The sequence below is a fragment of the Microbacterium sp. Y355 genome (assembly GCF_059445345.1).
On sequence record NZ_JCAIUD010000001.1, the window covers coordinates 1518608 to 1539381 of the forward strand.

Consider the following 20774-nt stretch of genomic DNA (forward strand, 5'->3'; position numbering starts at 1 on the left):
CGTGAAACTGTCGATGTGGACGCTCACAGCGCACACACATGTTCGCGAGCATACTGAGGGATTCCGACGTCCTCAATGGTGTTTGCCGATCGGTTACCCGAGCGTCACGTCCTTGACGTCAGGATGCCGCTGCGCGCTCCTCGAACTCCTCGACTTCGAGCTGCCAGCGATCCTTCGCCAGGCGATACCAGATGTAGAACGCGAAGCCGGCGAAGACCGCCCATTCGATGGCGTAGAAAATGTTCAACCAGTTGACGGTCGCGAGCTCCGCCGGTGCAGGCGAGACGATGTCGACCAGCCCTTCGGGCGCATCGATCGAAGCGAGGTACGGGCGGTACACCGACAGCTGCTCGATGTCGTGCCATTGGCCCAGCAGCATCGCCGGCGACATCCGACTCATGGCGTGCGGGTCGTCTCTGGTGGGCGGCGACGTGCCCTCATCGGAGATCACGCGTCCGGTGATCGTCGACTCGGTTCCTGCAGCGTCTTCTTCGAGGGCGGATGCCGCGGCATCCGCTGTTTCGCGATCTGGGGCCCACCCGACAGCGACGGCGATCGATGTGCGCTCGGCGACGCGCAGCTGACCGGTCACCCAGTATCCCTCTGCATCGTCGTTGAAACGCGATGAGACGACCAGGAAGTCGCCAGCAACCCAGGTGCCTGTGGTCTCCACTCGCTGGCCGACGTACGGCTCTGGGAGATACTCGCCGGGGGCAACGACCTCAGAGAGCGGACGCACATCTTCCGTGATCCCCACCGGAGCTGGGTCGGTGTTGATGGCACGCTCGAGCTGCCATTGACCGAGGAAGGCGAAGACACCGGCGACCACGAGGCAGGCCAGGAGGACGCCGATCCAGCGTCCGCGCAGCATGACCTCGCGAAGGGTCGGCGGGAACTCCTGCGGAATCGTCACGTGCAGTGCGCGCCCGTCAGGAGAGGTGATAGGGAGCAAGTACGACCTCTACTCGCTGGAACTCCTTGAGATCGGAGTATCCAGTGGTGGCCATCGATTTGCGGAGCGCGCCGATCAGGTTGGCCGTGCCATCCGCGACAGGAGCCGGCCCGTAGAGGATCTCTTCGAGCGTCGCGATCCCGGGGGTCTTGACGCGACGTCCGCGAGGAAGCTGCGGGTGGTGTGCTTCTGGCCCCCAGTGGAAGCCGCGGCCCGGAGCATCCGTTGCGCGCGCGAGCGCGACGCCGAGCATGACGGCATCCGCACCCATCGCCAGCGCCTTGACGATGTCGCCCGAGGTTCCGACTCCGCCATCGGCGATGACGTGCACGTAGCGTCCGCCCGACTCGTCGAGGTAATCGCGACGCGCAGCGGCGACGTCAGAGACTGCCGTGGCCATCGGTGCATGGATGCCGAGGGTCGCACGAGTCGTGGATGCCGCTCCCCCGCCGAAGCCGACGAGCACACCGGCAGCCCCGGTGCGCATCAGGTGCAGGGCCGTCGTGTAGGTGGCTGCACCGCCGACGATGACGGGAACATCGAGGTCGTAGATGAACTTCTTGAGGTTCAGCGGCTCGGCGACGCTGGAGACGTGCTCAGCCGAGACGGTCGTGCCACGAATGACGAACAGGTCTACGCCCGCGGCAGCCACGGTGTCGTAGAGCTCCTGGGTGCGCTGCGGGGTGAGCGAGCCTGCCACAGTGACGCCGCCTTCGCGGATCTCCGCCAGGCGCGACATGATGAGTTCGGGCTTGATCGGCTCGGAGTACAGCTCCTGCATCCGCACGGTCGCCTTGTCTGCGGAGAGCCCGGCGATCTCTGCGAGCAGCGGCTCCGGGTTCTCGTAGCGGGTCCACAGACCCTCAAGGTCGAGCACACCGATACCGCCGAGCTTGCCGAGCATGATCGCGGTCCGAGGGCTGACGACCGAGTCCATCGGTGCACCGATGATCGGAGTGTCGAACTGGTAGGCGTCAATCGTCCACGCAGTCGAGACATCCTCGGGGTTGCGGGTCCGCCGTGACGGCACCACCGCGATGTCGTCGAACGTGTATGCGCGACGCGCGCGCTTGCCTCGGCCGAGTTCGATGTCCATGCTCACCAGACCAGCCTACCTGCGGTCGATCCGACTGCGAGACTGGTGACGATCGGGACTCGTGACTTTCGGGACTTGAGACTTTCGGGACTCGATATTGGGACTCGCTTTCGGGACTCGTCGTTATTGGGACTCGTCGCTATCGGGAGGATGCCGTGGGATCGGATGCTGTGGACGTCGCCGTCATCGGCGGCGGCGTGATGGGACTGGCGACGGCTTGGGAGCTCGCCCGCCGCGGCCACCGGCCGGTGCTGCTCGAGCAGTTCGCCCGAGGGCACGTGCAGGGCGCATCGCACGGCGCGACCCGCAATTTCAACAATGCCTACGAGGACGAGCACTATCTCGATCTGCTCGTGCGTGCCCGCGAGGGCTGGGACGCCCTCGGCACTCCCGGCGGCGAGCCGCTGCTGAGGATGCACGGACTGGTCACTTATGGCCGCGTCGACATTGCCTCGGTACGCGGTCGGCTAGCCGAGCGCGGGATCCCTGCCGAGATCCTGGATGCTGCCGAGGCTGCAGGGCGCTGGCCAGGTATGCGCTTCGAGGATGCTGTGCTCTGGTCATCCGATGCGGGTGTGGTGCGCGCATCCGCCGCTCTTCTCGAATTGGAGCGACGGATCGTCGAGGCCGGCGGCGAGGTGCGTTGGGCGTCGCCGGTGCGCGACATCGTCGAGGATGCCTCCGGCGTCACGCTGGCGCTGCCCGGCGGGACGCTGCATGCGGACACCGTCGTGGTCACGGCCGGCGCCTGGACCAGCCGACTGCTCGGCGGGATCCGGCTGCCCCGGCTGCGGGTGACCGAGGAGACGCCAGCGCACTTCTCGCCGCTCTCCGCCTCCGACGACGTATGGCCGTCGTTCAACCACTACGTCGGCACCGATCGCTTCCCCGCCACGGTGTACGGGATGCCGACACCGGGCGAAGGCATCAAGGTCGGGTTCCACGGCGTCGGCAACGAGGTCGATCCGGATGCTCGGCCGCACCGCACCACGCACGCAGATGCCCTCGCGGCATACGTGCGCGAGTGGATGCCTGGACTCGATGCATCGTCGGCGGTGCCGATCAGCTGCACTTACACGTCGACCGACGACGACACTTTCATCCTCGATCGTCAGGGTCGGATCGTCGTCGGCGCGGGCTTCTCCGGACACGGTTTCAAGTTCGCCACCGGAGTCGGCGCCGTCCTCGCGGATCTCGCGCTCGATGCAGGGGCGCGCGCCGCTGAGCCGTTCCGGCTGCGGTGAGCTGAGACGCTCACGCCTTTCGTCTGCGCTGGGTCGTTCGCGTCATCTTCGAGGTTCAGCGCGTGCGCACCACTCGCCGTTCATCCCAGACTGCGGCATCCGACTCGTAGACCTCACCATCGGTGCCGAACACCAAGAAACGGTCAAAGGAGCGCGCGAACCACCGGTCGTGCGTGACCGCGAGCACCGTACCCTCGAACCGCGTGAGCGCGTCCTCCAGCGCCTCGGCCGACTCCAGGTCGAGATTGTCCGTCGGCTCATCGAGCAGCAACAGCGTCGCACCGGACAGTTCCAGAAGCAGCACCTGGAACCGTGCCTGCTGGCCACCGGAGAGCGAATCGAATGTCTGCTGTGCCTGCTTCACGAGCCCGTAGCGATCAAGCGCCGCGCTCGCCGCTTCGCGCGGCATCCCCGCCCTGCGTTCATCGCCTCGGTGCAGCACTTCCAACAACGTGCGCCCGACGAACTCCGGATGCGCGTGGGTCTGTGCGAACAGCCCGGGCACCACGCGCGCGCCCAGCGTCGCTCGCCCGGTGTGCGCGACGGCATCCACCTGCTCGCCCGTCGATGTCACATGGCCGAGCGTCGGGTCGGGGTCCGTTCCTCCGCGGGCCAGCAGCCTCAGGAAGTGTGACTTGCCGGATCCGTTCGATCCGAGCACACCGATCCGATCGCCGTACCAGATCTCCGAATCGAACGGCCTCATCAGTCCGGTGAGCTCAAGGCGTTCAGACACGACGGCACGCTTGCCCGTGCGCGCGCCACGAAGGCGCATGTCGAACGCCTGCGCTGGCGGACGCTCCTCGGGCGGCCCAGCCTCCTCGAACTTCCGCAGCCTGGTCTGCGCCGCACGATAGCGAGACGCGAAGCTGTCGTTCGCCTCGGCCTTCACCTTCAGCGCCGCCACCAGATTCCGCAGCTTCTCGTGCTGCTCATCCCAGCGACGACGCAGCTCATCCAGCCGATCCATCCTCGCGATGCGAGCCGCATGGTAGGTGGCGAAGCCGCCGCCGTGCACCCACGCGGATGCTCCGGCGCCTCCCGGTTCGAGCGTGATGATGCGGTCGGCAGCGCGAGCGAGCAGCTCGCGGTCGTGCGAGACGAGCAAGACCGTCTTCGGCGTCTGCCGCAGCTGATCCTCCAGCCAGCGCTTCGCGGGGACGTCGAGGTAGTTATCCGGCTCGTCAAGCAGCAGCACGTCGTCAGGGCCCCGCAACAGTGCCTCCAAGGCGAGCCGCTTCTGCTCTCCGCCGGAGAGTGTGACCAGCTCGCGGTAGCGCGCACGTTCGTAGGGCACACCGAGCGCGGCGACCGTGCACTGATCCCACACCGTCTCGTGCTCGTAGCCACCGGCATCCGCGTACTCGGCGAGCGCCGTGGCGTAACGCATCTGCGTATCGTGCTCGTCGCGCTCGATGAGGGCGTTCTCGGCGGCTTCCAGCGCCCCGGCCGCTGCCCGGATGCGGCGAGGAGCGACGCGCACCAGCAGCTCCTGCACGGTCTGCCCGGCTTCGCCGTGTCCGACGAACTGGTCCATCACACCGAGACCGCCGTCGATCGTGACGGCGCCCGAGTCCGGCGCCTGGTCGCCGCGGATGATCCGCAGCAACGTCGTCTTGCCGGCGCCGTTCGGCCCGATCAGGGCACTGGTTGATCCTGCGCCGACTCGGAACGTCGCCTCGTCGAGGAGCGGTCTGCCATCAGGCAGAGTCAGGGAGATGGCTGAAACATCGATGTAGCCCACGGGTGAAGCCGTCCTTCCGCCCGTATGCCGAGCCGATCAGGCTATCAGTTCACAGGGTCGGCGTCTCGATCAAGCGGCGTATCGGCCGGAGGCGTATCGATCAGGCCGCGTATCGTTCAGGCCGCGTATCGGCCGGAGACGATCGCGCGGGCACGCTTCTTCGCCGTCTCCTCCTCGCGGTTCTTGGGCGGAGTCGTGGCGACGAGGTCGGCCAGCAGATGCTGCGTCACGTGCGCGATCTCAGCGACGGCGTGGTCGAAGGCTTCCTGGTTCGCCTTCGAGGGCTTCGTCGTCCCCGCGATCTTCCGCACGTACTGCAGCGCCGCCGCCTGTACTTCGTCCGACGTTGCGGCGGGCTCGAAATTGTGGAGGGTATGAATGTTCCGGCACATACCGGCACGCTACGCCGACAACCGAAATCGCGAAAGGGGCGGATGCCGCGGCATCCTGAGCCGTGCCTTCGCTCAGCAGGGGTCGCAGATGGCCGCCTCCCGACCGCGGAAGCGGCATCCCGCGACACCTCCCGCCCGTGCGACGCCGCGCCCAACTCGGCAGGGGTCGCAGATGGCCGCCTGCCGGCCACGGAAGCGGCATCCCGCGACACCTCCGCCCGGCGCGCGCCCGGCTGCCCCGGCCGACGGGCCCTACTTCTTGTAGTTGGGCGCCTCTACAACGATCTGAACGTCGTGCGGGTGCGATTCCTTGAGCCCGGCCGCGGTGATGCGCACGAACTTTCCGCGCATCTTGAGCTCTTCGATCGTGCGAGCGCCGACATAGAACATCGACTGGCGAAGGCCACCGACGAGCTGGTACGAAACCGCCGACACCGGGCCGCGGTACGGAACCTGACCCTCGATGCCCTCCGGGATGAGCTTGTCGTCACTCGGGACATCCGCCTGGAAATAGCGGTCCTTCGAGTACGAGGTCTGCTTGCCGCGAGTCTGCATCGCGCCGAGTGAGCCCATGCCGCGGTACTGCTTGAACTGCTTGCCTGCCTGGAAGACGATCTCGCCAGGAGACTCGTCAGTTCCGGCGAGGAGGGAACCGAGCATGACGGCATCCGCACCGGCGACGAGCGCCTTGGCGATGTCTCCGGAGTACTGCAGACCGCCGTCGGCGATCACCGGCACACCGGCGGGGCGCGCCGCGAGGGATGCCTCATAGACGGCCGTCACCTGTGGCACACCGACGCCGGCAACAACACGCGTGGTGCAGATGGAGCCGGGGCCGACGCCGACCTTCACGGCATCCACGCCCGCGTCGACCAGCGCCTGAGCGCCCTCACGAGTCGCGACGTTGCCACCGATGACGTCGATGTGCTCAAAGGATTCATCTGCTTTGAGTCGCTTCACGAGGTCGATGACGCCCTGCGACTGGCCGTTCGCGGTATCGACGACGAGTACGTCAACGCCGGCATCGCGCAGCGCCTCGGCACGCTCCCATGCGTCGCCGAAGAAACCGATCGCCGCGCCGACGCGGAGGCGACCCTGCTCGTCCTTCGTGGCCAGCGGATACTTTTCGCTCTTGTCGAAGTCCTTGATGGTGATGAGCCCGGCGAGCTTGCCGTTGTCATCGATCAGCGGCAGCTTCTCGACGCGGTGCTTCGCGAACAGCGCGATAACGTCTCCCGCGGCGACGCCCACCGACGCTGTGACAAGGTTCTCGCTGGTCATGACGTCCTTGACGAACGTCGATTGCCGCTCGCGCCCAGACACGAAGCGCATGTCGCGGTTCGTGATGATGCCGACGAGGCGACCATCGGGGTCGACTACCGGCAGTCCGGAGATCCGGTACTTCGCGCAGAGCTCGTCGACCTCTTCGACAGTCGCATCGATGGTCGTCGTGATCGGATCGGTGATCATGCCCGACTCGCTGCGTTTGACGCGGTCGACGTGAGTGGCCTGATCGGCGATCGAAAGATTGCGATGCAGGATGCCGATACCGCCCTCGCGCGCCATGGCGATCGCCATGCGACTCTCGGTGACGGTGTCCATCGCGCTAGAGAGCAGCGGGGTCGCGACCGAGATGCGGCGACTGATCCGTGACGAAGTATCAGCCTCACTGGGGATCACATCGGTATGCCCCGGCAGGAGCAGAACATCGTCGTAGGTGAGTCCGACGAAACCGAAGGGATCGGGCTGGTCCATGAAATCTCCTCGTGCATGCGCGTAGCGGTGTATCAATTCTAAGCGTGCAGAGGCTCCAAAAATTCCCCATGGAACGCGCCACCGTTTGATAACAACACACCGGACACTGGTGAGAAATGAAGCCGACACATTACGCTCATAAGGTCGTTCATCATCGCCGATGCGACCCGAAGCCTCGGCACCCATGGGACGACAAGGGAGGTTTCGTGGAACTGACGACTAGCCACAAGCGTCGAACGGTGCCCTGGATCATCGCGCTAATGAGCGCGATGCTGGCCGCAACGATGCTGTTCATGACTGCACCAGCGGCATTCGCTGAGAGTGATGACAGCGGCACTAGTGAGACATCAAGTGCGGACAGCGATGAGGGCGCTGACGAGCAGGAGGTGACCGACTACTTCTTTGCCGGCGTCATTCGCTTCGACGACAATCCTCTCCCCGACGTCACCGTCGCCATCGAGGGCAATGGCTTCGATGCCGAGACCGTAACGGATGAGAACGGTCGATGGACGCTGTATGTGCCTGAGAAGGATGCCTATACGCTGACCGTCGACGAATCGACCCTGCCCGAGGGCGTGATCGTCGAAGGCGACTCCGCCTCGCAGGAGGTGGAATTCGGCCTCGCGAACCGCGTCGTCATCAACCTCTTCCTCGGTGAAGGTGTGCGAGAGACGACGAGCTTCATCGACCAGTTCGTCGAACGACTGATCAACGGGCTCAACTTCGGACTTCTGCTTGCGCTCGCCGCGATCGGCGTCTCGCTGATCTTCGGCACCATGAACCTGACCAACTTCGCTCACGCCGAGATGGTCACGTTCGGCGCGGTGATGGCGGTGGTATTCGGCGTCACATTAGCGGTGCCGATGTGGCTGACCATTCCGCTCGTCGTCATCTGCGGTGGAATATTCGGCTATCTGATGGATGTCGCCCTATGGAAGCCGCTGCGACGGAGAGGGATGGGCATCATCCCTCTCATGATCGTCAGCATCGGATTCTCGTTCGCGCTGCGCTACGTCTTCCTCTTCTTCTTCGGCGGCAACACGGTGCAGCTACCGAACGCCGGAGCACCGAAGATCGAGATCTGGGGTCCGATCAGGCTCAGCGTCATCGACATGATGTCAATGGGCATCAGCGTGGTCGTCCTCGTCGCCGTCGCCTTCTGGCTGCTGAAGACCCGCACTGGCAAGGCAACGCGAGCGATCTCCGACAACCCGTCCCTCGCCGCAGCATCCGGCATCAACGTCGACCAGGTGATCCGGATCGTGTGGATCCTGGCATCCGCTCTCGCTGCCCTCGGCGGCATCCTGTGGGCGTATTTCCGTCCCGGCGTGCGGTGGGACATGGGAGTGCACATCCTGCTGCTGATCTTCGCTGCGGTCTGCCTCGGCGGACTCGGCACGGCCTTCGGCGCGCTGATCGGCGCGCTCGTTGTCGGCATCCTCGTCGAGGTGTCAACGCTCTGGCTGCCTTCCGACCTGAAGTACGTCGGGGCACTGGCCATCCTTATTCTGGTGCTGCTGTTTCGACCACAGGGCATCCTCGGTCGAAAAGAGAGGATTGGTTGACCATGGACTGGGGAGCAATTTTCAGCAGCACGGCAACATGGATTCTGAGCCCGACCACGATCGCGTACGCGATCGCTGCCACCGGACTCGCAGTGCACTTCGGGTACGCCGGACTGCTCAACTTCGGCATGGCCGGGTTCATGGCCATCGGCGCGTACAGCTACGCGATCTCGATCCTTTCGTTCGGCCTCCCGTGGTGGGTGGGCATCATCGTCGGCATGGTGATGTCGACCGTCTTCGCCTTCATCCTCGGCATCCCGACTCTGAGACTGCGTGCGGACTATCTGGCCATCGCGACCATCGCGGCGGCCGAGATCGTGCGCTTGCTGTTCACCTCGACCGCGTTCGAGGAGCAGACCAACGCAGCCGACGGACTCGGCGGCTACCACGCTGGTTTCCGCGATGCGAACCCCTTCCCGGAGGGCACCTACGGCTTCGGTCCGTGGACCTACAACGCCAGCCAACTCTGGGTACGCGTGTTCGGTCTGCTCGTTCTCGCCGTCTGCATCTATCTGGTGTGGGCCCTGATGCGCAGCCCGTGGGGTCGCGTGCTCAAGGGCATCCGCGAAGACGAGGATGCCGTGCGCTCGCTCGGCAAGAATGTCTTCTCCTACAAGATGCAGGCGCTGGTGATCGGTGGAATCATGGGCGGACTCGGTGGAGCGGTCTTCGCTCTCCCCTCCGCGGTGGTGCCGGCGAGCTACACGACGTCCTTGACGTTCTTCCTGTGGACGATCCTGTTGCTCGGAGGGGCTGCAACGGTGTTCGGACCAGCCCTCGGCGCGGTGATCTTCTGGGTCATCATGGCGTTCCTTGAGGGAGTGCTGCCGAGCATGGCTGCACAGGGAATCCTGCCCATGTCGTCGATCCAGGCGGCTACTCTCCGCTTCGTGATCGTCGGAGTCGCGCTCATGCTGCTGGTGATATTCCGGCCGCAGGGGCTCCTCGGAAACAAGAGGGAGCTGACCTTTGTCAAATAACAATGCAGATGACGCATCTGCCGAAAACTCGGCACCGGCCGCACAGAAGGCGCCGCACACCGGGCGCATCAAGACGACCGGTCTTCACAAGGGCGAGATCGAGGTCGGCTGCGAGAAGGTCGACCCGATCCTCATCGCCGACAACGTGACCCGTCGCTTCGGCGGCCTCACCGCCGTCGATGTCGACCACCTGGAGATTCCGCGCCACGCAATCACCGCGTTGATCGGGCCGAACGGTGCGGGCAAGACCACACTGTTCAACCTCCTGTGCGGGTTCGATAAGCCGAACTCGGGCAAGTGGAGCTTCGACGGGCACCAGCTGTCTGGCATCCCCTCGTTCAAGGTGGCGCGGATGGGGCAGGTGCGCACTTTCCAGCTCACCAAGGCACTTTCGCTTCTGACCGTGCTCGAGAACATGAAGCTCGGGGCGCCGAACCAGAAGGGTGAGGGGTTCTTTCCTAGCTTGATCCCCGCGATCTGGCGCAAGCAGGACACCGAACTCGAGGCGAAGGCGATGGACCTCCTCGCGCGCTTCAAGCTTGATTCAAAGGCGCAGGACTACGCGGCCAGCCTCTCCGGCGGCCAGCGCAAGCTGCTGGAGATGGCGCGCGCGCTCATGCGCGACCCGAACCTGGTGATGCTCGACGAGCCGATGGCAGGAGTCAACCCCGCCCTCACTCAGTCGCTGCTGGATCACATCCTTGATCTCAAGGAACTCGGCATGACCGTGCTTTTCGTTGAGCACGACATGAACATGGTGCGTCACATCGCCGACTGGGTGGTGGTGATGGCCGAGGGTCGCGTCGTCGCAGAGGGACCGCCCGACCAGGTGATGCAGAATCAGGCCGTGATCGATGCTTATCTCGGCAGCCACCAGGACGTCGACCTCGGAGTCGTCACCGGGCGCTACTCTGGCGAACTCGACGAGTCAGCGGAAGAGATGTTGGAAGAGATCCGCGAGGAGCACGAGGCCGCGATACAGGCCGCAGAGGAGAACAACACATGAGTACTCCCGTGACCGTCGAGCCACAGGGCACCCCCCGCACGGCAGAGATCGTGGTTGAGGTCAAGGGCCTCACCGCAGGCTATTTGCCGGGTGTGGACATCCTCAACGACACCAACCTCGTCGCGTCGAAGGGCGAGTTGATCGGCATCATCGGCCCGAACGGTGCCGGCAAGTCGACACTGTTGAAGGCGATCTTCGGACAGGTGAAGGTGCGTGGTGGCGAGATACTCGTAAATGGCGAGAGCATCGTCGGCCTGAAAGCCAACGAGCTCGTGCAGCGTGGGGTCGGGTTCGTCCCTCAGACGAACAACGTCTTCCCCTCGTTGAGCATCGAAGAGAACCTGCAGATGGGCATCATCCAGCGCCCGAAGGCATACAAGGAGCGACTGGAATTCGTCACCGGGATCTTCGCCGAGTTGGGCTCCCGCCTGAAGCAACGGGCAGGATCCCTGTCTGGTGGTGAGCGACAGATGGTCGCGATGTCGCGCGCGCTGATGATGGACCCGTCAGTGCTGCTGCTCGACGAGCCGTCTGCCGGCCTTTCGCCGGTGCGCCAGGATGACGCGTTCATCCGCGTCTCAGACATCAACAAGGCGGGCGTCACGACGATCATGGTCGAGCAGAACGCCAGGCGCTGCCTACAGATCTGCGACCGCGGCTACGTGCTCGATCAGGGCCACGACGCCTACACCGGAACCGGTCGGGAGCTGCTGAACGACCCCAAGGTCATCGGTTTGTACCTGGGCACGCTCGGCGAGGATTAGGCGCGGGGGCGCGGCGCGGGGGGCCTCGCGGCGCGCCGTGCTCGCGCCCGCGGCGCGGGGTGCTGGCACGGGGGCGCGCGTGGCGCCCGCCTCGCGCATCCGCCCCGTTTCGCGCCCATGCGGGAAGAAAAACCCGGCTTCGGATGCCTTGGGTTCTAACGGCATCCGAAGCCGGGTTTTCCTTCCCACGACGGATGCGACGGATGCACGCAACCTCCGGATGCCACCGCACCGCAATGCCCGCACCCACCGCACACGAAAGGGACCGGATGCCGAAGCATCCGGTCCCTCGTGTCACTGCGTATCAGTTGATGCGCGTGTGCATGTTGTCTGCGCCGTACTGGAAGACGCCGATGGTCGCCTCGGTCGGGTCACCGTTGTCGTCGAAGGTGATCGCGCCGGAGTATCCGTCGTAGTCAGCGGTTCCACCATCAATGATGATCGTGGCGCACGCCTCGAACGACTCGCACTTCTCACCATCGCCGGAGCCGCCAGAAACTTCCTGCAGGAAGCCTGCGATCTCGGTGGCCTCCGTGGAGTTCGCAGCGAGCGAAGCCAAGGCGAGCAGCACGACTGCGTCATAGGACTCAGCCGCGTAGTTGAAGTCGACGAGCTCCTTGCCCGACTGCTCCTGCCACTGATCGATCAGACGCTGCTGGAAGTCGTCAGCAAGCACGGGGCCAGGCTGAGTTCCCTTGCTGCCTTCAATCGGGACAGGCATGTCGGCGCCCCACTGCTGTGTGTTGCCGTCGACGAAGTAGAACTTGCTGCCGTCGAACCCGCTAGAGACGAATGCAGGAACGATCGTCGAGGTCTCCTCGAAGCCGATCACAGCAACAGCATCTGGGCTCTGCGCCATGATCGTCGAGATCTGCGCGTCGAACGAGGTGTCGTTGGCGTTGTACGCCTCGGACGCCACGACCGTGCCGCCGCCGGCCTCGAAGTTCTCGGTCAGCGATGCCTCAAGACCCGAACCATAGGCGTCATTGAGGTAGATGATGCCGAGGTTCGCGTAGCCGTCGATGCCGATCTCGGTGGCGAGCACCTCGCCCTGGAGCAGGTCGCTCGGAGCGGTGCGCCAGTAGAGGCCTTCGTCGGGCCACTCGGTGAAGTCCGGCGACGTGTTGGCCGGCGAGAAGGTGATGACGCCAGCACTGACTGCCTGGTCGAGGAATAGCTTTGTGACACCGGAGGACGCCGCGCCGATCAGCGCGGAGACACCAGAGTCAAGCAGACGCGGGACCGTGGTCTCGAACGCCTTGTTGTCGGGGTCACCCGAGTCGCCGTATTCGACCTCGACAGTGACGCCGAGATCTGCCGCGTTGATCTCCGCGGTGGCGAGTCCGACACCGGCCTCCTCGGGCGGGCCGAGGTAGGCGAGCTGGCCGGTCTGAGGAAGGACGGTACCGATGCTGAGCGTGAGAGCTTCACGATCAGTGGGCGCCGCCGGCTCTTCGGACGGGTCTGCAGGGGTTCCCCCGCTGCTACACCCTGCCAGGACAATCGCGCTCGCGCTGACCAAGGCGAGACCGCCCAGGATCTTACGCGCGCGCGTGTGTGTGAAGACGCTCATGCTGCTCCCTTGCTGGTTCATGGTTCCCGGACGACTCGGGCGCCGTCCGTGACCTAAACGTATACGCGAACTCGTCATCCGTGTGTTGCGATGCGTTAACGGTGTGATACCGAATGTTTCACGAACATGACATCTTCGTGCGTCGGATCACGACATCTCCCTGGGACGGATCCCGCGGGGGATCACGCGATCGGCGCAAGACGGATGCGACGGCCCCGACCGGCAGCGATCAGCAGGTCGACGACGAAGACGAACACCGCGATCCAGACGATGATGAACCCGATCCAGCGTTCGGCGGGCATCGGCTCATGCAGGATGAGCACACCCGTCAGGAATTGCATGATCGGCGTAATGAACTGGATCATCCCGATGACCGTGAGATTGATGCGGCGGGCGCCGGCGGCGAACAGCAGCAGCGGCACCGCGGTGGCGATACCGGCGAACAGCATGAGAGACGTGTGCCACGTCCCCTCGGTACCGAAGGTGATGCCGGTGGTCTGCGCCACGATGATGAGCTGAACCACAGCAACGGGGAGAAGCCAGAACGATTCGAGGGTGAGGCCGCTCACGGCATCCACCGCAGGCCCGATCTTCTTCTTGATCAAACCGTAGATCCCGAAGGATGCTGTCAGCGACAGCGCGATCCAAGGGAACGAGCCGTAGGCCACAATGATCACCACGACGGCGATCAGCGCGATACCTATCGCGACCCATTGCAATCGACGGATGCGCTCATGCAGCACGAAGACGCCGAGCAGCACCGTCGCGATCGGGTTGATGAAGTAGCCCAGGGACGTCTCGACGACATTCCCGGTGAGGGTTCCGATCAGGAACACCTGCCAGTTGAAGTAGATGAGCGCTCCGGCGAGCGCGGTCCAGCCGAGCAGCCGTGGCTGTCGGATGATCGCGATGATCCTGCGCCAGCCGCGAGCGATGGTCAGCAGCAGCAGACAGAAGATGAAAGAGAACACCACTCGCGCGGCGACGATCTCCCACGGGCCTGCTGGCACGAGCAACAGGAAGTACAGCGGCAGGATACCCCAGAGCAGATATGCCCCGCCCGCGTATGCCACACCGGCGGACTGGCTGCTGCGGTCTGTGATCACTGGATCACACTATGCCCGGCCACGGACCTTGAGTCGCACGCGCGCGTGATGTTGGCAGGAAACGAGCGGCAGCTGTCCGGGTGGAATGCAAGAAGGCCCGGATGCGTGATGCATCCGGGCCTTCTACGCTTTGTCGAAACGCTTAGCGAACGACGACGGCGAGGACGTCGCGAGCCGAGAGCACGAGGTACTCATCGGCGCCGAACTTCACCTCGGTGCCGCCGTACTTGCTGTACAGAACGCGGTCGCCGACGGCGACGTCGATCGGAACACGGTTGCCGTTGTCGTCGATGCGGCCGGGGCCAACGGCCACAACCTCGCCCTCCTGGGGCTTCTCCTTGGCAGTGTCAGGGATGACCAGCCCACTCGCGGTGGTCTGCTCGGCCTCGACCTGCTGGATGACGATGCGGTCTTCGAGCGGCTTGATGGAAACCGACACGGTCTACCTCTTCTTTCTTGACGCTGACACGAAAGACTTGTTCGCACTCTCAACCCGAGAGTGCTAACTCAAGTGTATGCCGTCGGCTGGCACTCATGCAATGCGAGTGCCAGTTTTGGACATCTTGAGCCAGATCTTCGTCCGCCGATGAGGCCCGTGACCTGCCGCCTCGTAGGCTGGGCACGTGGAACTGTCTGAGCTCACCGCCCTGCTCACCCCAGAGGGACTCCGACTGCTCGATGAGGTCGGCACGATCGAATCGACGGCGGAGGTCGCGCAGGCTGTCTCCCGCCTGCGCGCTGCAGGCCACTCCCCCGATCTCGTATCGGCTGTCGTCGGCCAGGCTCATCTGCGCGCGAAGGGCGCAGCCAAGTTCGGCGGCTTCGCCGAGCGGATGCTGTTCACGAGAGCCGGCTTCGAGCAGGCCACGCGTCTGGGAGTCGCCGCACGACACGCCGGACGCATGCGCCGCGCCGGAATCTCACACGTCGCCGACCTCGGATGCGGTATCGGCGGCGATGCACTCGCATTCGCCGGCGCTGGCCTCAGTGTGCTCGCGGTGGATGCCGACGAAGTGACGGCCGCAATCGCCGCCTACAACCTGGCCCCGTTCGGCGATGAAGTGACCGTGCAGCACGGCACGGCCGAGGACTTCGTGAGCGCGAACTTCACCGGCGCGAACTTCACCGGCGCGAACTTCGGAGATGTGCAGCATCCTCGGAGCAATTCCGCCGATTCGCCCGAAGAAGCTGCACATCTCCGAGGCAGCGGCACTGCGGTCTGGCTCGACCCCGCTCGCCGGACGGCAGGTCATGGCGAGACGCGGAGGGTCGCTGCATCCGACTACTCCCCCTCACTCGACTGGGCCTTCGACCTCGCATCCCGAGTTCCGACGGGCATCAAACTCGGCCCAGGGCACGACCGCGATGCGCTTCCCGCGGATGCCGAAGCACAGTGGGTCAGCGCCGACGGCAGCGTCGTCGAACTCGTGCTGTGGTCAGGCGTGCTGGCTCGCGAAGGTGTCCGCCGGGCGGCGCTGGTGAACCGCGGGGAGGAATCGCATGAACTCACCGGCGGGGCGGATGCCGAGGACGCCGACGTCCGTGAACTCGGCGCCTTCTTGCACGAACCCGATGGTGCGGTCATCCGTGCGCGCCTGATCGGCGACGTCGCACGCAGCCTCGAGGCCGGGATGCTGGACGAAAAGATCGCCTACATCACCGGTGATGCCGCTCTCACGAGCCCGTTCGTGCAGTCGTTCCGGGTGCGCGAGGTCATGGCCGCGAATCCCAAGTCGATCAACGCCGTGCTTCGTGCAAACGACATCGGCACTCTGGAGATCAAGAAACGTGGGATGGACATCGACCCCGCCGCGTTCCGCAAGAAGCTGAACCTCAAGGGATCGCAGTCGGCAACGCTGATCCTCACGCGCACCGGCGACAAGCGGATGGCGATCCTCGCCGACCGAGTCTGAGCGGGCGGCCGCGCGAGGCGGGCGCCCGGCATCCGTGGCGATGGGAGAATACTTTCCCGGCTCCAGGGGGGCGGGTTCAGAGAGCTAGTGCACCACCTCGATTTCAGCCGGTTTTGTCGTCGAGCTCGATCTCGACCTTGTCGCCAACATCGAGCTCAACCTCGACTTCGGCTTCCTGAACGTCCGGGCTCCTCACGACCGTGAGCTGCTGGCCGCGCCGTTCGGTCTGGATCATGATGTACTGCGTCAGGACTCCACCCACGGATGCCGTAACAGCTAGTTCCGTCGGCGGCGTCTCACTGGTCGGTAGGCAGTCCGACACGATCCCATCGTCAGATTCTGCGATGACGCACATTTCGCTGCCCCAGCTGGTCCAGATCGGCGTATCGCCGTCGTAGCCGAGAATATTGAGCGAAGTGGCTTCGAAGCCCTCTGCTTCGAGGCGGCCGATGGCCTCAAGCTCCTCCTCGGTGAACTGCGATTCCCAGGTGGACTCGTTTTGGTCCCAGATCTGGACGGTGGGCACGACCTCTCCGGTCGCTGAGAGAAACAGGTATGCCGAAAGCGTCTGCCCCGCCAACGCGTCGCCTTCTGGCACGGCGATGGTGGCGCTGGCGCCTCCCATGTTGGTGTCGTCCATCGTCGCGCATCCACTCTGCGTCATGGATGCCGCAGTCGCGATGACGCAATGCTGCTCACCCTCCTGGCGTTCTGCACGCCAGATGACCACGCCATGATTCTCGGCCACCGCGACCACTGTTCCCGGGTCGTAGTCGCCGCTCGCTTCCAGCTCAGCACGCTGTTCGGAATGAGTGGTGGCCAGGGCGAACTCGGCGGTGTTCCAGCCCCAGAGCATCCATCCGGCACCCAGCCCGATAAGCAGGGCGCCTGCGGCGGCGAATGCAGGCCATCGACGGCGTCTGCGTGGTGGAGCGGATGCTTCGGACGCGGAGTCCGGCCCGGCCTCGACCTTGGTGGCCGGTGAAACCTCGACCACTTCGACGGGTTCAGCCACCGAGACCGGTCCGCCCACTGAGCCCGCCGCACGGTCGGACACCACCACAGGCGCAACGACCGATGGAACCGCCGGCCGCAGCTTCGATTCCAACTCGTGCAGTCGCGCCGCGTCTTCAGCGGTCAGACCTCCATCGCGTCCGTACGCACGTTCTTGAAGCGACCGCAGCTCCGCGGTCTCAGATTCGTCAAGCATCCGTTCGATCATGTCATTCCTCGATGCTCCGATGCACATCCAGGTGCACGGCGGGTTCACGTCCAGCTGTGAGCAGAAGCGTTGCGTACGCCTCGTCGACATAACCGTCACCGTCGGTCCGGTGCACCACGGCGAGGCCGTCGGACGCCACACGATCCTCATCGCTGCAGGCCGTGGTGGCGTCGACTCCGTCATCGACGATCAGGCACAGTGTTCCGCCGTTGTCCGTCGTCGAGAGCCACACGAGGACACCGTCGTGTTCGATCATCGCGCGAAGCGAGTTCGCGTCGTAGTCACCGCCGGCGATGAGCTCCTCGCCTCGCAGCCGTTGCTCCTGAGTCACTCCGATCGACGAACTGTCCGCGCGTGCGAACAGCATCCAGCCGACGCCTACCCCTAGAGCGAAGACGACGATAGCGGCGAGCACGGCGAGCCACGGCCGGATGCTCGGATGCAGCGGCGGCGCACCGCCGGGTAGATCAGCCCCTGTGCCGTTGACCCCTGCTCCTGTCGAAGGGCCGGCGCCCGAAGACGTTGCGTCCTGAGCATCAGCGTCACCGTCAGAAACCCGCGCGACGCGGCGCCGTTCCAGGTCTCGCAGCCTCGCGAACTGCTCCGCCGACAGATCATCATCCTGCCGATACGCCCTAGCCTGCAGCATCTGCAACTCTGCAGATTCTTCGGCGGTCAGCATCCGCTATCCGAGCTTCTCGAACTGCATCGCGGCCCAGATGAGCCACCCCAGACTGAAAATCGTGGCGGCGATCCCGAGTACGAGCGCCCAGCGCGCGATCGCACGGCTCTCGACCGGGCGACGAAGCGACATGATCGCGGCCACCACCGCGACGATCGCGAGAGGGATGCCCCAGCCGACGAACCACGATGCGACCAGGGCAACGATCGCGGCGACAAGCGCCCACGGTGCGAGGCGAGTGTTGTCATCGCTGAGGGTCGCGTCATAAGGAGCCCACTGCACAGCGGGCATGCCGGCGGTGTCAGCCGGGCCGCTGGCGACGACGGGTTCGACGCCGACCGGACCGGTGGGAAACTTCGTGTATCCCTCTCGGGGCACGCCAGGCATTCGTGCTGTGCCTGCCGGCCGCTCAACCTCGGAGCTCGGCTCCTCGAAGGTCGGCCCGCCGGCCGGCATATCACTGCCTGGCACATCCTTCGGGTCGCTCATGTGGCATCCGCTCGTTCAGCGACCTGAATCTCGGTGACCGGCAGCGTCGAGTCTGCCCCGAATGCGAGCGTCGACGGGCGACGTCCGGATGCGATGAGGTCAGCGGCGAGCGCGGCGATCATGGCACCATTGTCGGTGCACAACGACAACGGCGGGATGCGCACGGTGACACCTGCCGCTTCGGCACGCTCGACGGCCACATCGCGCAGACGCTTGTTGGCGATCACACCGCCGCCGAGCAGCAGGCGCGGCACCCCGAGGTCGGCGCAGGCGGCGAGCGCCTTGGTGACGAGCACGTCGACGACAGCCTCACGGAAGCTCGCCGCCACATCGGCGACCGGCACCGGCTTGCCCTCTGCCTCGCAACGCTCGACCCACCGAGCGACAGCGGTCTTAAGCCCGGAGAACGAGAAGTCGTAGCGGTGCTTCACCATATCCGGCGCTTTGGAGAGTCCGCGTGGGAAGCGGATCGCCTTCGGGTCTCCTCCGACCGCGGCCCGATCAATCTCGGGCCCGCCGGGATACGGCAGAGACAGCAACCTGGCGACCTTGTCGAAGGCTTCGCCTGCGGCGTCATCCATCGTCTCGCCGAGCAGCTCAACGTCGGTGGTGAGGTCGCGCACGTGCAGCAGCGAGGTGTGTCCCCCCGAGACGAGTAGCGCGATCGTCGGATACTCGAGTGGCTCAGAATCGGGTGTGACGATATCGGCCGCGATGTGTCCGACGAGGTGATTCACCGCGTAGAGCGGCTTGCCGAGCGAGACGGCGAGGCCCTTGGCCGCACCGACCCCGACCATGAGAGCGCCGGCGAGGCCCGGTCCGCTCGTGACAGCAATGGCATCGAGGTCTTCCAGGCGAACCTGCGCTTCGGCGAGCGCGGCCTCAATCGACGGCTTCAGGGCCTCGAGGTGCGCGCGCGCGGCGACCTCTGGCACGACGCCGCCGTAACGGGCGTGCTCGTCCATGCTCGAGGCAATCGTGTTCGACAGCAGCGTGCGCCCGCGGACGATGCCGATGCCGGTCTCGTCGCAGCTCGTCTCGATGCCGAGGACCAGTGGCTCGCTCATGCTGTCTCCTCACTCGATCCGGCTGTCGCGCCCGCACCCGCATGGGCGGAGTTCGCACTGTTGGGCGGAGGAATCTGCTCTGTCTCTCCGCCCAAGGCTGCGTTCTCCTCCCGAGCGTGCGACCGGGATGCTGCGGCATCCCATGCCCGCAGATCGAGCTTCATCACGATCGCGTCCACATTGTCGGGCTGGTAGTACCGCAGACGGCGGGCGATCTCTTCGAAGCCCTCCGAGAGGTAGAGCTTCTCTGCGCCAGAGTTATCAGCACGGACCTCCAGAAACACCTCGCGGGCTCCGCGAGTGGATGCTTCGGCAAGCAGTGTGCGCAGGAGCGCACGGCCACGTCCCTCTCCCCTGCGCGCCTCGAGAAGTGCGATGGTCTGGATGTCGGCATCCGCATTTCCGCGAATCGATCGGAGACCGGCGTAGCCGATGATGTCGCCAGCATCCTCGTCGACGAGGTAGTGGCTGAAGTCAGTGGCGAGTTCCGCTGCCATCGACTCGGCGCTCCACGCGTCTGTCGGAAAGGAGGCATTCTCGATCGCCATAATCGCGTCGATATCGCCAGGGGTCGCAATGCGGATGGTCATGAGCCCACGCGTTTCGGGGCGCCGGGAACGGTGACATCCGGCTGGCGGAGATACAGCGGTTCGGCGCCGGTCAGCACGCGTTCGGCGTTCAACGCACGGATGCCGACCCTGGCGAGTGCCGCGGCATCGAGAGTGGCGACCTCGATGGCATGGATGCCGCTGAGCCGCTCCTCCGAGTCTGCCCGGGGAACCAGCACCGTAGGAGATATGAGATTCGGGATGCCGTCGGCGTCGAGGCCATCGAACACACTGATCGCGACTTCGCGGCGGCGGGCATCCGTGACGATCGCGAACGGGGTGTCTGGGGATTCCGCCTCGATCACTGCGAGAGCCGCAGCGAAGTGGCTCGGAACCGGGATGACCGGAATGCCGCGGCCGAGCGCGAAGGCGCGGGCTGTCGCGATGCCGATACGTAGACCTGTGAAGGGGCCAGGGCCCATGCCTGCGACGACGTGCGTGATGGCTTCTGTGCCGGCCTCCGTCAGCGCCTGCTCGAGGAGCGTGCCGATGACTTCGGCGTGCCCGAGCGGGTCGAGGTTTGAGGCGTCAGCGAGCAGCCGGCCTTCACCGTCGACGATAGCGACGGCCGAGCCCAGCGAGGTGTCGACAGCGAGGATCACCTCTCCAGGGTAGT

20 protein-coding genes are annotated in these 20774 nt (G+C 65.1%); 6 read left to right on the forward strand and 14 right to left on the reverse strand.

Annotated elements, in window-relative coordinates:
* Nucleotides 1–118 precede the first annotated feature (118 nt).
* Nucleotides 119–871 (reverse strand): SURF1 family protein, encoded by a 753-nt coding sequence (locus AC1C2O_RS07325; protein ID WP_495431703.1) that lies wholly within the window; start codon nucleotides 869–871, stop codon nucleotides 119–121.
* 58 nt (nucleotides 872–929) lie between these two features.
* Nucleotides 930–2048 (reverse strand): GuaB3 family IMP dehydrogenase-related protein, encoded by a 1119-nt coding sequence (locus tag AC1C2O_RS07330; RefSeq protein ID WP_495431704.1) that lies wholly within the window; start codon nucleotides 2046–2048, stop codon nucleotides 930–932.
* A 155-nt stretch (nucleotides 2049–2203) separates the two neighbouring features.
* Here AC1C2O_RS07330 and AC1C2O_RS07335 point away from each other — a divergent pair, with 155 nt between their 5' ends.
* Complete coding sequence (locus AC1C2O_RS07335; protein ID WP_495429772.1) at nucleotides 2204–3292, forward strand: FAD-dependent oxidoreductase; 1089 nt, start codon at nucleotides 2204–2206, stop codon at nucleotides 3290–3292.
* 55 nt (nucleotides 3293–3347) lie between these two features.
* On the opposite strand, the gene AC1C2O_RS07340 is transcribed toward AC1C2O_RS07335, so the two are convergent.
* From AC1C2O_RS07340 to guaB, 3 genes are all read right to left on the reverse strand, one after another.
* Nucleotides 3348–5036, reverse strand: a complete 1689-nt coding sequence (locus AC1C2O_RS07340) for an ABC-F family ATP-binding cassette domain-containing protein (protein ID WP_495429773.1) — start codon at nucleotides 5034–5036, stop codon at nucleotides 3348–3350.
* A gap of 116 nt (nucleotides 5037–5152) precedes the next feature.
* Nucleotides 5153–5428 carry a DUF2277 domain-containing protein gene (locus AC1C2O_RS07345; protein ID WP_495429774.1) on the reverse strand — a complete coding sequence of 92 codons (276 nt, stop codon included), beginning with the start codon at nucleotides 5426–5428 and terminating at the stop codon, nucleotides 5153–5155.
* 252 nt (nucleotides 5429–5680) lie between these two features.
* Entirely contained in the window at nucleotides 5681–7183 is a 1503-nt protein-coding gene (guaB, locus tag AC1C2O_RS07350) for an IMP dehydrogenase (RefSeq protein WP_495429775.1), read from the reverse strand.
* Nucleotides 7184–7389: 206 nt separating this feature from the next.
* Between guaB and AC1C2O_RS07355 the strand changes: the two genes are divergently transcribed.
* From AC1C2O_RS07355 to AC1C2O_RS07370, 4 genes are all read left to right on the forward strand, one after another.
* A complete protein-coding gene (locus AC1C2O_RS07355; protein WP_495429776.1) occupies nucleotides 7390–8748 on the forward strand; it encodes an ABC transporter permease subunit in 1359 nt (452 codons plus the stop codon).
* Between the two features lie 2 nt (nucleotides 8749–8750).
* Entirely contained in the window at nucleotides 8751–9728 is a 978-nt protein-coding gene (locus AC1C2O_RS07360; protein ID WP_495429777.1) for a branched-chain amino acid ABC transporter permease, read from the forward strand.
* 67 nt (nucleotides 9729–9795) lie between these two features.
* The gene (locus AC1C2O_RS07365; RefSeq protein ID WP_495431705.1) at nucleotides 9796–10734 is read left to right on the forward strand and encodes an ABC transporter ATP-binding protein; all 939 of its coding nucleotides are present in this window, start codon (nucleotides 9796–9798) and stop codon (nucleotides 10732–10734) included.
* Nucleotides 10731–11498, forward strand: a complete 768-nt coding sequence (locus tag AC1C2O_RS07370; protein WP_495429778.1) for an ABC transporter ATP-binding protein — start codon at nucleotides 10731–10733, stop codon at nucleotides 11496–11498. Before AC1C2O_RS07365 ends, AC1C2O_RS07370 begins: the two co-directional genes overlap by 4 nt.
* Before the next feature lie 304 nt (nucleotides 11499–11802).
* Here AC1C2O_RS07370 and AC1C2O_RS07375 read toward each other — a convergent pair whose 3' ends face one another.
* From AC1C2O_RS07375 to groES, 3 genes are all read right to left on the reverse strand, one after another.
* Nucleotides 11803–13071 carry an ABC transporter substrate-binding protein gene (locus AC1C2O_RS07375; RefSeq protein ID WP_495429779.1) on the reverse strand — a complete coding sequence of 423 codons (1269 nt, stop codon included), beginning with the start codon at nucleotides 13069–13071 and terminating at the stop codon, nucleotides 11803–11805.
* Nucleotides 13072–13253: 182 nt separating this feature from the next.
* Entirely contained in the window at nucleotides 13254–14177 is a 924-nt protein-coding gene (rarD, locus tag AC1C2O_RS07380; RefSeq protein WP_495429780.1) for an EamA family transporter RarD, read from the reverse strand.
* 142 nt (nucleotides 14178–14319) lie between these two features.
* Nucleotides 14320–14616, reverse strand: a complete 297-nt coding sequence (groES, locus tag AC1C2O_RS07385) for a co-chaperone GroES (protein ID WP_028502311.1) — start codon at nucleotides 14614–14616, stop codon at nucleotides 14320–14322.
* 184 nt (nucleotides 14617–14800) lie between these two features.
* Here groES and AC1C2O_RS07390 point away from each other — a divergent pair, with 184 nt between their 5' ends.
* Nucleotides 14801–16090: a THUMP-like domain-containing protein gene (locus AC1C2O_RS07390; protein ID WP_495429781.1), complete on the forward strand. Its 1290-nt coding sequence runs from the start codon at nucleotides 14801–14803 to the stop codon at nucleotides 16088–16090.
* A gap of 103 nt (nucleotides 16091–16193) precedes the next feature.
* Here the strand turns inward: AC1C2O_RS07390 and AC1C2O_RS07395 are convergent, their stop codons facing one another.
* Genes AC1C2O_RS07395 through tsaB form a run of 6 tightly spaced genes read right to left on the reverse strand, consistent with a single transcriptional unit; the run spans nucleotide 16194 to nucleotide 20760 of the window.
* The gene (locus tag AC1C2O_RS07395; RefSeq protein WP_495429782.1) at nucleotides 16194–17312 is read right to left on the reverse strand and encodes a hypothetical protein; all 1119 of its coding nucleotides are present in this window, start codon (nucleotides 17310–17312) and stop codon (nucleotides 16194–16196) included.
* 1 nt (nucleotide 17313) lies between these two features.
* Complete coding sequence (locus AC1C2O_RS07400) at nucleotides 17314–17994, reverse strand: hypothetical protein (RefSeq protein ID WP_495429783.1); 681 nt, start codon at nucleotides 17992–17994, stop codon at nucleotides 17314–17316.
* A 3-nt stretch (nucleotides 17995–17997) separates the two neighbouring features.
* Entirely contained in the window at nucleotides 17998–18483 is a 486-nt protein-coding gene (locus AC1C2O_RS07405) for a hypothetical protein (RefSeq protein WP_495429784.1), read from the reverse strand.
* A complete protein-coding gene (tsaD, locus tag AC1C2O_RS07410; RefSeq protein WP_495429785.1) occupies nucleotides 18480–19550 on the reverse strand; it encodes a tRNA (adenosine(37)-N6)-threonylcarbamoyltransferase complex transferase subunit TsaD in 1071 nt (356 codons plus the stop codon). The genes AC1C2O_RS07405 and tsaD overlap by 4 nt, the downstream gene beginning before the upstream one ends.
* Nucleotides 19547–20140 (reverse strand): ribosomal protein S18-alanine N-acetyltransferase, encoded by a 594-nt coding sequence (rimI, locus tag AC1C2O_RS07415; RefSeq protein ID WP_495429786.1) that lies wholly within the window; start codon nucleotides 20138–20140, stop codon nucleotides 19547–19549. Before rimI ends, tsaD begins: the two co-directional genes overlap by 4 nt.
* A complete protein-coding gene (gene tsaB / locus AC1C2O_RS07420; protein WP_495429787.1) occupies nucleotides 20137–20760 on the reverse strand; it encodes a tRNA (adenosine(37)-N6)-threonylcarbamoyltransferase complex dimerization subunit type 1 TsaB in 624 nt (207 codons plus the stop codon). The genes rimI and tsaB overlap by 4 nt, the downstream gene beginning before the upstream one ends.
* Nucleotides 20761–20774 lie beyond the last annotated feature (14 nt).